General features: G+C 64.3%; 15 protein-coding genes and 1 pseudogene. 4 read left to right on the top strand and 12 right to left on the bottom strand.

All coding sequences use genetic code 11. From position 1 onward, the window contains the following. Positions 1-329 (top strand): annotated as a pseudogene (locus FOY51_RS27160) (hypothetical protein); the annotation flags it as partial. Positions 330-348: 19 nt separating this feature from the next. Here the strand turns inward: FOY51_RS27160 and FOY51_RS11900 are convergent. The 3 genes from FOY51_RS11900 to FOY51_RS11890 form a co-directional block, all read right to left on the bottom strand. Next, entirely contained in the window at positions 349-621 is a 273-nt protein-coding gene (locus FOY51_RS11900; RefSeq protein WP_149430417.1) for a DUF1905 domain-containing protein, read from the bottom strand. A 2-nt stretch (positions 622-623) separates the two neighbouring features. Continuing rightward, positions 624-1,451: an alpha/beta fold hydrolase gene (locus tag FOY51_RS11895; RefSeq protein ID WP_149430416.1), complete on the bottom strand. Its 828-nt coding sequence runs from the start codon at positions 1,449-1,451 to the stop codon at positions 624-626. 75 nt (positions 1,452-1,526) lie between these two features. Further along, positions 1,527-1,922 carry a hypothetical protein gene (locus FOY51_RS11890; RefSeq protein WP_149430415.1) on the bottom strand — a complete coding sequence of 132 codons (396 nt, stop codon included), beginning with the start codon at positions 1,920-1,922 and terminating at the stop codon, positions 1,527-1,529. 114 nt (positions 1,923-2,036) lie between these two features. On the opposite strand from FOY51_RS11890, the gene FOY51_RS11885 reads away from it, so the two are divergent. Further along, positions 2,037-3,017, top strand: a complete 981-nt coding sequence (locus FOY51_RS11885) for a GAF domain-containing protein (RefSeq protein ID WP_149430414.1) — start codon at positions 2,037-2,039, stop codon at positions 3,015-3,017. Here FOY51_RS11885 and FOY51_RS11880 read toward each other — a convergent pair. The 4 genes from FOY51_RS11880 to lspA are packed head-to-tail and all read right to left on the bottom strand — an operon-like array spanning position 3,014 to position 5,682. Beyond that, a complete protein-coding gene (locus FOY51_RS11880; protein ID WP_235916264.1) occupies positions 3,014-3,481 on the bottom strand; it encodes an acyltransferase in 468 nt (155 codons plus the stop codon). The two genes, FOY51_RS11885 and FOY51_RS11880, sit on opposite strands and share 4 nt — an antisense overlap. A 47-nt stretch (positions 3,482-3,528) precedes the next feature. Then, a complete protein-coding gene (locus FOY51_RS11875) occupies positions 3,529-4,185 on the bottom strand; it encodes a hypothetical protein (RefSeq protein ID WP_235916263.1) in 657 nt (218 codons plus the stop codon). Next, positions 4,178-5,104: an RluA family pseudouridine synthase gene (locus FOY51_RS11870; RefSeq protein WP_149430412.1), complete on the bottom strand. Its 927-nt coding sequence runs from the start codon at positions 5,102-5,104 to the stop codon at positions 4,178-4,180. Before FOY51_RS11870 ends, FOY51_RS11875 begins: the two co-directional genes overlap by 8 nt. After that, positions 5,101-5,682 carry a signal peptidase II gene (gene lspA, locus FOY51_RS11865; RefSeq protein WP_371830437.1) on the bottom strand — a complete coding sequence of 194 codons (582 nt, stop codon included), beginning with the start codon at positions 5,680-5,682 and terminating at the stop codon, positions 5,101-5,103. Before lspA ends, FOY51_RS11870 begins: the two co-directional genes overlap by 4 nt. Positions 5,683-5,778: 96 nt before the next feature. Here lspA and FOY51_RS11860 point away from each other — a divergent pair, with 96 nt between their 5' ends. Beyond that, complete coding sequence (locus FOY51_RS11860; RefSeq protein ID WP_149430464.1) at positions 5,779-6,699, top strand: hypothetical protein; 921 nt, start codon at positions 5,779-5,781, stop codon at positions 6,697-6,699. Further along, the gene (locus FOY51_RS11855; RefSeq protein WP_235916262.1) at positions 6,696-7,484 is read left to right on the top strand and encodes a hypothetical protein; all 789 of its coding nucleotides are present in this window, start codon (positions 6,696-6,698) and stop codon (positions 7,482-7,484) included. The genes FOY51_RS11860 and FOY51_RS11855 overlap by 4 nt, the downstream gene beginning before the upstream one ends. An 83-nt stretch (positions 7,485-7,567) precedes the next feature. Here the strand turns inward: FOY51_RS11855 and FOY51_RS11850 are convergent, their stop codons facing one another. From FOY51_RS11850 to FOY51_RS11830, 5 genes are all read right to left on the bottom strand, one after another. Continuing rightward, positions 7,568-8,080, bottom strand: a complete 513-nt coding sequence (locus FOY51_RS11850; protein WP_149430411.1) for a WKL family lipoprotein — start codon at positions 8,078-8,080, stop codon at positions 7,568-7,570. A gap of 94 nt (positions 8,081-8,174) precedes the next feature. Continuing rightward, a complete protein-coding gene (locus tag FOY51_RS11845) occupies positions 8,175-9,470 on the bottom strand; it encodes a DNA polymerase IV (protein ID WP_442862201.1) in 1,296 nt (431 codons plus the stop codon). A 59-nt stretch (positions 9,471-9,529) separates the two neighbouring features. Next, positions 9,530-9,874: a TfoX/Sxy family protein gene (locus FOY51_RS11840; RefSeq protein ID WP_149430409.1), complete on the bottom strand. Its 345-nt coding sequence runs from the start codon at positions 9,872-9,874 to the stop codon at positions 9,530-9,532. A gap of 33 nt (positions 9,875-9,907) precedes the next feature. Further along, positions 9,908-13,075, bottom strand: coding sequence for an isoleucine--tRNA ligase (ileS, locus tag FOY51_RS11835; protein ID WP_149430408.1), 3,168 nt, complete (start codon positions 13,073-13,075; stop codon positions 9,908-9,910). Between the two features lie 240 nt (positions 13,076-13,315). Continuing rightward, complete coding sequence (locus tag FOY51_RS11830; protein ID WP_149430407.1) at positions 13,316-13,546, bottom strand: hypothetical protein; 231 nt, start codon at positions 13,544-13,546, stop codon at positions 13,316-13,318. Between the last annotated feature and the right edge of the window lie 12 nt (positions 13,547-13,558).

Raw genomic sequence — 13,558 nt, 5'->3', positions numbered from 1 at the left:
TACCTGGCGGAGCCCTGCGCTGGACCAGCCGCACCGGTATCACCAGAATCACCATCCCCACCACCCGCACGTTGATCGGGAAACCCGAACCACCACCGAAGCCACAACACCCAACAGCACCGCGCCCACCCACCGACGCCATCACCGACCACGACGCCGTCGAGCTGCTCTACGAACCCACCTGGTGGGAACGACACATGGACACCCTCGACCCACCCACCCTGATCGGCATCGCGAACAACCCCGCCCTGCAATACCTACGCGACCACCACGAGGAGCACCGCGCCATCACCACCGCTCGCGACACCCTCGCCCCACCACCCTTCTAATTACCCTGGGTATTCGGGGTCAAGTGTTGCGACGCAACAACTTCACGGTGACCTGTTCACCGGCGACACTCTTCCCGATTGCCTTGCATACCGCGACCTTCAGCGGTAGCCAATGCGGGCCGGCACCCGATGGCATCAGTGTCGCCGCGAAGTCGTGTCCATCGATCTGGCCCTCGATCTTGACGGGACGTCTTGTACCGAGAAGCTCCGCTGAGCCCGGGACCGTCACGAAGGTTGCAAACGCACCGTCCTTCTCGATCGGCGCGGAAAAGGTGAAGTCGAGTTCGCTCATGGTCACCGATCTTCCAGAAGGGGGCGCAACCGGCCGACGAAGGCGTCGGGATCCTCCGCGAACGCGATGTGTCCACCAGGGAACGATGTGGTGCCGATGCCCAGCTCGGCGGCGAGTGCACAAGAGGTGCGATCGCAGGTCTCCCCTGTCGAATCTTCGCCCACCCCAACGACAATCCGCACAGGCGACGCTCGCAAGACGTCGAGGTCTGGTTCCCAATACGTCGATGGCCGCATCTCGTGTGCGAACCAGAAGAGCTCGTCCGCAAGGTGCTGCGGATCGCGATGATCACCGAACATCATTTCCAACACATCGGCAGGCATGTCGATCTTGGCTTGCGCTATGAACATTGCCCACGCACGGAGGTGATTCCCGGCCAGGTAGACGTCCGCGAGTTCGTCGGTTCCCCGCCGCAGTTGCGCGCGGTCGGCCAGTAACTCGATCAGCGGAGCCTCGTGCGCAACAACGATGTGAATCAACCGTGGATGCGCTTGTGCAAGAGCCAACGCGCTGACGGCGCCACCGCTCGACCCGAATACCGCTGCGGGGCCGGTATTCACCGCACGCAGGATTCTTGCGATGTCGTCGGCGCGCAGTTCGGGCGTCGAGTCGATGTCGCGGCTATCGACGGAACTCCGATTGATGCCGCGGGGATCGGCGGTGAGAACTGTGTAGTCGGTGGCCAATCGTTCAGCGAGCGGGGCAAAGGCAACGGCATCCATCGGTGCGCCGATCAACACCACGAGAGGTCCGCTACCGCGCAGTTCGTAGTACAAACTCGCGCCGGGTACATCGAGAGTGTGAGTCGAAACTGTGGTAGTCAAGTTCATGCTGGTCCTCCTGGCAGGCCTGTCGCTCTCGGTCGTAGGTATGACCGGCGCAGCTCCGGAGAATCATCGGTCGAACTAGAACACGAGGCCGGCTGCTCTCAATGCGAGCTGTACCCGTGTCCGTTCCAGCTCTTTGTCGAGACCCTCGGGAACGGTTGCGAGCGATTCGGGCACGTCCAACGCTCGGCATGCGTCGCGCAGGACATCGTCGTAGGCCATCTGAACACCTCGTCGACGCACCATGCTTGTCCCCGGAGGTACATCCCGATTTGCCTGATCGAGTCGCCGCAGATCGGCGGCCAGTCGCGCGATCGGTGGACCCGCAGGCACCGCTCGTCGCCGGGACAACTGAAACCCGCGTTCGATGAGCCCCGACGCGTGAAACGCAAGCCACACCGTCGCAGCGGGTACCAGTGCGACCACCGCGTAGATCATCAAGTTCGCCGGGAGGTTCCCGTCCTGGGACGGCATGCCTTCAGAATAGGCCGCATGCGCCGTCTCGGCTGGACAGCTTCTACGCTTGACATCAATGGACAGTCGACGATCGCGTTCCCGAACTTGCCGCTTCCTCGTCGGAGGGCTGCCGTGACCGATGATTGGCTGATCGTCGAGACCCTCGCATCGGACACCCGCACAGTCATCGCCGACGGGGGAAAGATCAAGGACTGGGGCAGCCTGGCGAGGGCAAGGCCCTACGGTGCTACGGCCTCGGCACGCATGTTCGCGGTGGTCGACGCCTGCGCGACAACGGGCATCGAGCAGCACGGGGAGGTCGCAGCAACACGGTCGCGCACATCGCTGCAGGTGCTCGCCATTCCGGTGCTCGCCGCATTCGATGTCGTCAACGCCGTTCACCTCTGGATCGGTCCGGACGATGTAATGCCGCCGCCGAAACGCATTGTGACTGCGTGGCATTTCGATGTAGACGAAGAGATCAACTACGCGGGGCCGGAAAATTACGAAGACCTTATCCAGCACATGCCGGTGGAACTGCGTCGAGATCGCAGGTCAGCGGCGGACAACTTCCAACACATCCTCCGATTCGACGATCGTGTCGGCTACGTCGGAATGGTGTCGAACATCGAGGGTGGCGGTTCCTGGCAAGGCAAGATCGTGATGGCCGCCTTCGACAACACGCCCCGCCACCTCCAGATGGTGGCTCGTGCCGACCAGAACGCCCGCATCGCCCGCGGACTCTTTCACGACATCTCCGATGTCGATCCGCCGGAACCCCATGTGGACAACGCCGCTCTGCGGCTGGTAGCTGTTGCGACCGGAATAGGTACCGGAGCAATAGATCTCAATACCGCGGTCATCTACGACTGGTTTTCGACCCCAACCGGGCCACTGGCTCGCTGGCAACGGGAAAATCCCGAGATCGAGCCAACCGACCAGCAGATCCTCGCCGCCGCCTGCAAACGGCTCGAAACGACGGGCGAACGTGAAAGCCTGGTCATTCGAGTGCGATTCGACGACACCGACTGGATCGCCACCGATGTCGAGATCACCGCGCTCAACCGCGACCGCGCACCACAGGGGTTGATCCAGGTTTCGCCACGGAACTAAGGCAGTTCCCGCCGGAACTTGGCGGGACTACCGACGTACAGCGAATCAGGTTTGCAATCGCTGGTCACCAACGAATTGGCAGCGATGACCGTCCCGGCTCCGATCGTCACACCCGGCATGATCACGACACCGGACCCGATCCACGAACCGGCGCCGATCTCGACCGGTTCCGATTTCAACGTCGACGCGCGCTGCTCGGCAGTACCCAGTTCGTGACTGCTGGTGAGGACCCGGACATGGTCGGCAATGAAGACTCGCGCACCGACCGTGATGTCCGCAACTGTGTCGAAGTAGCAGCCGTAGTTGATGAAAACGCCCGGTCCGAGCGTCAATTCACCCAAGCCCTGTACGACGACGCCGCGATGGATCAGGCTCGGCGCCGTCGACCTCACACCGGCTGCTTTCAACACCTGCCGTCGTCGCGAACTCGGCACCAGCGGACTACTTGCGAGAGCCACGGCCACGGATTGACTCCGGTATGTGCGGGGCATCGACCCAATATACCGAATAGTTAGTTCGGCAAAACAGCGCCATCGTCGGGGCCCGGGGTCACAAGGCCAACTTGTTCGGGCAGCAGCGGGGTCACTGCGAAACGCCCGAACACCGCGTCGGGCGGCAACGCTTCGACAGCCCGGACGCCGGCGCGGTGGGAAAGGTCGACCAATTGCTGCGTCGCACCGCGAACGGTCAGCGCAACAACGCAGGCGCACCCCTGACCGAGTCGAGCTATCGACGCCGCATTGACCTGCGCGGCCCGATCGGTCACTGCCCCTGCCGAACTCAGTTGCGCCGCTGCAACTCCCGCCGAAGCCGTGATGGGTTCGCTCCCCGCACCGACGCCGACAACGACGAGCGGCGTCTGCACGCGCGGCATCGGAACTCGATAAAGCACCTGCGACACCCGCAGATCGCCGGCCAGCCTCGCCGCATCACTCGGCGTGATCTCCGCCGACAACGACGCCAGCGCATAGCGCGCCCCATCGACAGGCATCAACGAATCAGCAGCGCGCGCAAGATAATCCGCAACCTGCTCCCCCTGCTCCGGCCCAAGGCGATCGCTGGCGATCACACCTTTGCGCGGCGGATTCAGGACACCGAGCGTCACGACAACAACGACTATCAGCACAACGACGACACCGCCGACGATCAGCGGACGCCGATCACGCACTCCGCAATACCTCGAGCGCGTGCTTCAGATCGTCGGGATATTCGCTGGTGATCTCGAGCCAACGACCGTCGGCGGGATGAGCGAAGCCAAGCGAACGCGCGTGCAGCCATTGCCTTTCCAAGCCGAGGCGCTCGGCCAGCCGCGGATCGGCACCGTAGGTGGTGTCGCCGCAGCATGGGTGCCGAATTGCCGCGAAATGCACGCGAATCTGGTGTGTCCGACCGGTTTCCAGATGAATGTCGAGCAAGCTGGCCGCTTGAAAAGCTTCGACGGTGTCGTAGTGAGTGACGCTGGGTTTGCCGTCGGCTGTGACGGCGAACTTCCAGTCGTTGCTGTGCGATCGACCGATCGGCGCGTCGATGGTGCCGCTACTCGGATCCGGATGCCCCTGCACGAGTGCGTGATACCGCTTCTCGATGGTGCGTTCCTTGAACGCCCGCTTCATCACGGTGTACGCACGCTCGGACGTGGCCACCACCATGACACCGGACGTCCCGACGTCGAGCCGCTGCACGATCCCTTGACGCTCGTGCGCACCCGACGTCGAAATTCGAAAGCCCGCAGCGGCCAACCCACCGACCACGGTCGGACCTGACCAGCCGACGCCGGTGTGTGCCGCGACGCCGACGGGCTTGTCGACCGCCACGATGTCGTCGTCGGCGTACAGAATCTTCATGCCGTCGACGGGTTCCGGATCGATGGTCAACTCACGCTTGGGTTCTGGCAGCTCGACTTCGAGCCAGGAACCCGCGGAAAGGCGGTCCGACTTCATCACTGCCGAACCGTCCACCTGCACCGACCCGTCTTCGGCCAGACTCGCGACAGCGGTGCGAGAAAGCCCGAGCAGCCGCGCGAGCCCGGCGTCCACGCGCATTCCGTCCAGCCCGTCGGGAACCGGCATGGACCGGGATTCCCTCACGCCGACTCTGCGGTTCGCCGAGTGCCGTCAGGCTCGAAACCGAACAGGGTGAGCGCGACCAAAAGGACAGCGCCGCACACGATGCCGGAATCCGCGACGTTGAACACCGGCCACCAACCGACCGAGACGAAGTCGACGACGTGGCCCTGCATCGGACCCGGTGCGCGGAAGAAACGATCGATCAAGTTGCCGAGCGCACCGCCGAGCACCATGCCGAGCCCGATCGCCCACCACAGCGAGCGCAGCTTTCGACCGAATCGCACCACGCCGATCACCACGCCGACCGCGACCAGGCTGAGCAACCACGTCATCCCCGTCGCCATCGAGAAGGCAGCGCCGGGATTGCGGATCAGCTTCAGGGTCACCACGTCGCCGATGATCCGGATCGGGTTGCCAGGTTCGATGAACTGGACTACGAGGATCTTGGTGACGAGGTCGAATGCGAGCAGCACGGCAGCGATCGCCAGCAGCATTCGCAACCGAATGGGGCTCTGTGCGGGCGGGGAAACGTCCGGATCGGGCGTCGACGCGGGATTTGCCTGCGCTTCCTCGCCTGCAGGTCGGTCAGTACTCACCACACCATCATCCCCTATCCGGGCAGAGCTCCCACCGCGTGTACGCGAAGGGCCCACCGCGTGTACGCGAAGTCCCCGTAACCTGTGTGCGTGACGGTGATGTCGAGTCCGGTTCGACTCCGGATGCTGGTGCTCGCGACGGCCCTTACTGTCGCCACCCTGGTTGCCGGCTGCGCCGACACGTCCGATCCTGTGACAGGTGAGGGCGACAGCACCGAGTCGGCAGGCGAAGAGGTGACGGTACCGATCTCTGCTGTGACAACGTCGTTGGTCGATCCCGGCAACGAGCCGCGCGAAGTACTCGGGCCCCGCGTCGCACCCGACGCCTCTCAGCAGGTGACGCTACGCACCGACTTCCGCGTCCAGCAGCAGATCGACGACCTACCGAACCAAGACTTTTCCGCACCGCCGCTTGCGATTCCGCTGACCGCTGCCCTCGGCAACGAAGGGATCGGCATGACGCTGGGCAAGGTCACCACCCCTGACGCCGCCCTCGCGAAAGACCTTGGCCCGTCGGCAGGTTCGCATGCCGGACTCACAGTCGATCCGTTCGGCGCCGTCACCGCACTGCGAATTCGACCGTCGGCCAAGGCCGTCGACAATGCGCGCTCGGCAATCGAGCAGGCGCTATATCAGGCGGTCTTTCTAGCTGTGGCGTTCCCGAAGGATCCCGTCGGCGCCGGCGCTGTATGGACGATTCGCCAGCAGATCACCGGCGGGGTAACCCTGGACCAGGTGACCACCGCAACACTGCAGGAACGCGACGGCAATCGCCTCACGATCGGTCTGGACGTGAGCCAGACACCGAAAGCGCCGGTGTGGAACCTGCCCAACGGCGCGGGAATGCTCGACATCGACGCCTACGCGTCACACGGCAGCGGCAAGGTGACGCTGGATCTGTCGCTGCCGTTGCCGGTCGACGGCTCGGTGACGATCGGCGGCTCGCAGGACCTGCGCGACCCGAAGACGTCGACCAGGCTCCGACAGACCACCAGCAACCTGGTCCAATGGGGCCGATGAATCCCCGAGTCGCTCCGCTCCTGCCCGCCGCAGCCAACAACACCAGAATCCCACTCGCCGTACTGACGGGGCTGGCGGTCGCGACCACCGTGATGGCGTGCTCGTCGTCGCCTGACAAGCCGACCGACGCAGCCCCGTCCGCACCGCTGAAACCGTCTGTGAGCGCTCCAGCGACGCCGTCGGCACCCGCGATCACCGATTCGACGAAGTTGGCTGCAGCGTTGCTGGCGGCGCGCGACCTGCCTGCCGGGTTCAATCCGATCGCGGATCCGACGCAAGACCCCTCCGCACCCAGCGGCCCGGATGCCGACAAGCCGGACAAGTCGCATACCGATCCCGCCCAATGCGCGGCTGTGCTGTCGCCGATCTCGGATCAGCAGGGCGGATCCGCCGCACACGCCGTATCCCGCTTCACCGGGCCCAACTTCTCCAGCATCGACATCGATGCCGCGAGCTACCCGAGTACCGGTGCTGCAGGCGCGTTCGCGCACGTACAGGACCTGTTCGGATCATGCCTGTCGTACTCCGGCACCGACGCCGACGGAATCCATGTCGATTACAAGCTCGCCGGCAACGATCAGCCGGCAGCCGGTGACGCCTCGGTCTCGATTCGAGCTACCACAACCAGCGAGGGTCTCACCCTGATCTCCGACGTGGTCGTCGCCGTGGTCGGCTCGACCGTCGTGCAGATCTCCGCGACCGGTCAACAGCCCATCGACCCAAAGGTGCTGACCGACGTGACCGTCAAACAGGTGGATCGACTGCGCGGCGCTCCAGGTATGTAGGCCGAAACAACGGGTACCTAGTCCGAAAACAACGATGCCGGCGTCCCCTCGGGGACACCGGCATCGCTTGTCAGTGCACGAAATTACGGGCAGGCAGCCGACTGCAGCTGTGCGATCTGCACGATGTTGCACGCAAAGCCCTTGTCCAGCTTCCACTTGCCGTTGTCGAACACCAACTGGACGGCGTTGACGTTGGTCTGACCGTTGAAGGTCACGTCTGCCTTCGCGATGGCGGTGCCGTCGTGTGCGTCCTGCACCTCGGTGACCTTGACCGTCGCGTTGTTCTGCGCAACGGCGGTGGCGACCCGGTTGATCAGGTCGGGATCCGCTTCGGAGCCCTGGATCATGTCGGTCTTCTCGGTCGCGGGGATCGAGGGATCGAGACCCTTCTGCAGCATCGCATTCAGCTCGTCGGCGGTGGGCGCCGGCGGGATGTTGGCGTTGGCAGCAGCCGTGGTCGTCTGCGCAGCCGAAGTTGCGGCAGCACTCGACGTTGCGCCCGCGCTGTTGTCGTCCGAACTACACGCGGTCATGGTGAGGGCCGCGGCGATGGCCATGCCTGCGACCATTGCGCGGCTGGTGTTGCGAAGCTTCAACTGCTCGTCCTTTGCGGTCGGGTCTGGGTGTTCTGTCCACTATGGCAGGTGCGGCCGTGCGACAGCCCTCCTGCTCGAGTTCCCCACGCTACCGTCATTGCAGGCTGTCCACAGCATCGGCCCTGGCCAGCTGGGGATCGTCGGCTGGGAAGGTTCGCGCAGGTCCGGGCCCGGTAGAGCGCGTCTCGAATCGAACTGTTACCACTCCGTGACCTGCACCCTGGACCCAGCCGTGCCCGAAATCGGGGTGCGTGACATCGATCCCCGGGTGCCAGACCGGCCGGTCGTGTACCTCCTCGGCCTCGTGTTCTGCGGCAGGTTCGGCGTTTGCGGAACTCGCAGGCGTCCCGGAATCGAGTTCGGGAAACAGCGAACCCTGCCGCACCGTCGACAGGCCGCCGAGCCCGACACCGACCAGCCGGATGGGCCCCAACTCTTCCGGATCGATCACCGATCGCTGGGCCGCCGCGACGAGGGCGGCGGGCTCACCCGTCGCATACGGGAGCGTCACCGATCGGGTGATCACACTCATATCGGACTTCTTGAGCTTCAAGATCACCGTGCGCGCGGCTCGTCCGTCCTTGCGAAGCCGCTCGATGGCCGATGCGGCAATCGAATCGACGGCGGTCCGCAGAGAGCCGATGGTGATGAGGTCTACGGCGAACGTGGTCTCCGCACTCACCTGTTTCGCTTCCGCACGCTCTGCGACCGCGCGGTCGTCGATGCCCTGGGCAAGCCGATGCAGGCCGGTGCCGACGCTGTTGCCGAGAATCGACGCCGCCTCCGACTCGGGCATCGCGGCGAACCCGCCGATGGTCTCGATTCCGAGTTTGCGCAGCTTGCCTTCGGCGACCGGCCCTATCCCCCACAACTTGCGCACCGGCAGCGAGGCCAGCAGATCTGTCTGTTCGGCGGGCGAAACCACCCGCACCCCATCGGGTTTCGCCAGTCCGGATGCAATCTTGGCGATCTGCTTCCCGTTGCCCGCACCGATGGACGACACCAGGCCGGTCTGCTCGCGAACCAGCGCACGCAGTTCCTCGCAGAACTGCCACACCTCGGCGGCAGTCGCCCCCGCGAGTTCCTGCGGTTCCCCGAATGCCTCGTCCATCGACAGTTGTTCCAGGATCGGCATCCGCACGCGTAGTGCATCGAATACCGATTTGCTGACCACCGAGTAGACGGCGCCGCGCGGTGGCAGAACAACGGCCGCGCCGCCGACCATGCGCCGTGCCTGATGCATCGGCATCGCAGAGCGAGCACCGAACACCCGCGCTTCGTAGCTACAGCCGGCCACCACACCTCGGCCGCCCAACCCGCCGACAAGCACCGGCCGACCGCGCAGCGTCGGGCGTGTCAGCTGTTCCACCGACGCGAAGAACGCATCCATGTCCAGGTGCAACACCCAGCGACGACTCCGCGTCGGGTCCGGCTCGTCGGTCACACTCTCTACTTCTGCTTCGGCGGCTTCTTCTTGGTGGGTTTCTTCTTGGGCACAGGCAACACGTCCGCCGTCCGCTGCACGAACTCCTGCAGCCATTCGACGTCTTCGAGACGCTCCTGCGGAACCCGGTGGTAGTCCTTGGAACCGGGATAGGCGGGCGCCAGCCAGTCCGGATCCGAGTACTCGTCGGCAGCCTCGGTCGGCTTCACGAACAGCGCATCGTCACAGACGAACGCAACCACTTTGTCGTCACAGTAGAGGCCGTATTCGCCGAACATCGGTCGTGCTCGCACATCGAGCGGCTCCAGCTGCCCGAGCAGGTACGTAACCGTGTCCTTGCTGGTGCTCATGGGCAGAAACTACCCCGCCCTACCGACACGTCGTCAGGCCTTGGTGATCGAGGCTGTCGACCCGCCACCGAGTTCGACGGCGGTGCTGCCTGCATCACCCAACGAGATCGTGGTGGCCAGGATCTCCCCCGCGATCAAGTCGAGGTGGGTCTGCGCCCACGCTGTCTTGTCTTCGGGCACCGACAGCACGACGCTGATCCGATCGGACACGTCCAGCCCAGCCGACTTGCGGGCGTCCTGGAACTCGCGGATCAAGTCGCGCGCCCAGCCCTCGGCCTCCAACTCCTCGGTGACGGCAGAATCCAAGACGACCAAACCGGCGTTGCCCGGCAGGGCGGCCGTCGATTCGGGTTCGGCGGCAACCAGACGTTGGGTGTATTCCTCGGGAAGTAGGTCTATTCCGGCTGCGCTGACGACGCCGTCGGTCTCCGTCCACTCGCCTGCCTTGACCGCCTTGATCACCGTCTGGACGTCCTTGCCCAGCCGCGGCCCGGCGGCGCGGGCATTGACGACCAACTCGAATCGCCCGTGCACATCGACGTTTTCGGTGAGATCGACCTTCTTGACGTTGACCTCGTCGGCGATGATGTCCGCGAACGGGCGCAGTCTTTCGGCGTCGCTCGCAGCAACCGTGACTTCGGGCAGCGGCAACCGCACGCGCAGGTTCTGCGCCTTACGCAGACTCAGCACGGTGGAGCAGACGGTGCGTACCTCGTCCATCGAATCCACAAGGTCCGGATCCGAGGGCAGTTCGCTCTCGGTGGGCCAGTCGGTGAGATGCACCGAGCGACCGCCCGTGAGTCCGCGCCAGATCACCTCGGAGATCAGCGGCAACAGCGGTGCCGACAGCCGAGTGACCACTTCGAGCACCGTGTGCAGCGTGTCGATCGCGTCGCGATCCTCGTCCCAGAACCGCGAACGCGACCGCCGCACATACCAATTGGTCAGTGCATCGCAGAACGAGCGCAGTTCGTCGCACGCGCCCGAGATGTCGTTGACCTCCAGCGCATCCGTCATCGCGTCACGGCACGCCGACAGTTTTGCGAGCACGTAGCGATCGAGCACGTGCGTCGAATCCGTACGCGACACACCGGGCTTCGACGCATACAGCTGCAGGAACGTCCATGCGTTCCACAACGGCCGCAGCGCCTGACTCGCACCTTCGCGGATACCGCGCTCGGTGACGATCAGGTTGCCACCGCGCAGGATCGGCGAACTCATCAGGAACCAGCGCATGGCGTCCGAGCCGTCACGATCGAACACTTCGTTGACGTCCGGATAATTGCGCAGCGACTTGCTCATCTTCAGACCGTCGTCGCCCAGGACGATGCCGTGTGCCACAACGGTTCTGAAGGCAGGCCTGTCGAACAGCGCGGTCGCCATCACGTGCAGGTTGTAGAACCAGCCCTTGGTCTGGCCGTTGTACTCGACGATGAAGTCGCCCGGGTAATGCCCTGTGCTGGATTCCCCCGTCGCTTCGCTCGCCCCGATGAACCAGTCCTGGTTCTCGAACGGGTAATGCACCTGAGCGAACGGCATCGAACCGGAGTCGAACCAGCAGTCGAGCACCTCGGGCGTGCGACGCATCGTCGACTTGCCCGTCGGGTCGTCGGGGTTGGGCCGGGTCAGCAGGTCGATTGCAGGCCGATGCAGATCGGTCGGTCGCACGCCGAAGTCGCGCTCCAAGTCGTCGAGCGATCCGTAGACGTCGATGCGCGGGTATTCGGGATCGTCGGAGACCCAGACCGGAATCGGACTGCCCCAGTAACGGTTTCGGCTGATGTTCCAATCGTGCGCACCGGCGAGCCATTTACCGAACTGACCGTCGCGCATGTGCTCCGGTACCCAGGTGATCTCCTGGTTCAGCTCACCCATCCGGTCGCGGAATTTCTTGACAGCCACGAACCACGACGGCACTGCCATGTAGATCAGTGGCTGACCGGAACGCCAACTGTGCGGGTACGAGTGCTCGATCGTCTCGTGCCGCAACAGCTTTCCGGAGGCTTTGAGATCCTTGATGATCACCGGGTTCGCATCGAACACCATCAGGCCCTCGTACGGCGGCACCATCGACGTGAACTTGCCGCCCTGATCGAGCGGTTGCACGATCTCGATGCCGTTGGCGGTCGCGACGTCCATGTCCTCTTCACCGAATGCCGGTGCGAGGTGGACGATTCCGGTACCCGAGTCGGTCGTCACGTAGTCGGCGGCAAGCACCCTGTGCGCGTTCTCGTGGCCCTTGCCCGGACCGTGGAAGAAGTCGAAAGGCGGCGTGTACGAGAGACCGACCAGGTCGGCACCCTTGTGCACGGACACTACTTCCGGCTCGTCGCCCAGCTCACGGGCGTAATGACCCAGCCGCTCCTTGGCGAGCACGTAGCGCTTACCGTCGGGTGCCGCCACCTGGACATAGTCGGTGTCCGGGTGCACCGCGATCGCCAGGTTGGACGGCAGCGTCCACGGCGTGGTGGTCCAGATGAGCGCGTTCGCACCGTCTACCGACGATCCCGGCGCGCTGAGCAGCATGTCGACAGTGACGGCAGGGTCCTGTCGCATCTTGTACGCGTCGTCCAGGCGGGTTTCCTGGTTGGACAGCGGGGTCTGCTCGTACCAGCTGTAGGGCAGCACCCTGAAGCCCTGGTAGATCAGGCCCTTGTTGTGCAGTTCCTTGAAGGCCCACATGACCGACTCCATGAAGTCGAGATCGAGGGTCTTGTAATCGTTGTCGAAATCGACCCACCGAGCCTGCCGGGTCACATAGGCGCGCCACTCGTCGGTATAACGCAGCACCGACGACTTGCAGTAGGCGTTGAACTCCGCGAGACCCATGGCATCGATCTCGGACTTGTCCTTGATGCCGAGTTGCTTCTCGGCTTCCAACTCGGCCGGCAGGCCGTGCGTGTCCCAGCCGAAGCGGCGCTCCACCTTCTTGCCGCGCATGGTCTGGTAGCGGGGTACCAGATCCTTGACGTAGCCGGTGAGGAGATGACCGTAGTGCGGAAGTCCGTTGGCGAAGGGCGGGCCGTCGTAGAAGACGAACTCCGGTGCACCGTCACGGTTCGCGATGCTGGCGCGGAAGGTGTCGTCCGATGCCCATTCGGCGAGGACGCGCTCCTCGAGCTCGGGGAACTTGACCCCGGAGGTAGCACCGTCGGTCAGATCGACCAGCGGATACTTCTTCGTCGGATCCTGCTCAGTCACGTCCGCGCTCCTCGTGCCCGTATCGGCACGGGGACGACGGCAACGCTGTTTGCGTTGCCACCGCGGTACCACCCCGCTTGCCTCGCAACTGCCGAGGCCGCTCTCATGAGCTGTGACGGGCTCACCCGTTCGGTTCTACTGGGCCGCTTCGCGACCGTTCTTCCGAAGGCTCCCCGGTGATGGCCGGATCGACACCTGTGTGGTGTTGCCAATTCTAGCGAGCGCGGTCAAGCAGATTCGCTAGGGTCGCGAATGCCTGCCTCGCTGCTGTTGCTGAACCGCCGGAGCACTCGCCGCAGGCTCGGAGCTGCCACCGCGATCACGTCGACTCAATGCGCTTGCCAGCAGAAGCAACGCGCCGATGATGCAGACGGTGATGCAGATCCACGCCCACACCACCGACCCGGTGATCAACGCGATGACCAGAAGCGCGAACCCCACTGCCGCCAGAAGTAGCGTCAGAACGAGCACGCCGAACCTCTA

Origin of the sequence: Antrihabitans cavernicola (assembly GCF_008297975.1) — a bacterium.
GTDB classification, from domain to species: Bacteria; Actinomycetota; Actinomycetes; order Mycobacteriales; family Mycobacteriaceae; genus Antrihabitans; species Antrihabitans cavernicola.
The sequence above is the reverse complement of the archived record's forward strand: the minus strand, read 5'-3'. Positions and strand labels throughout refer to the sequence as shown.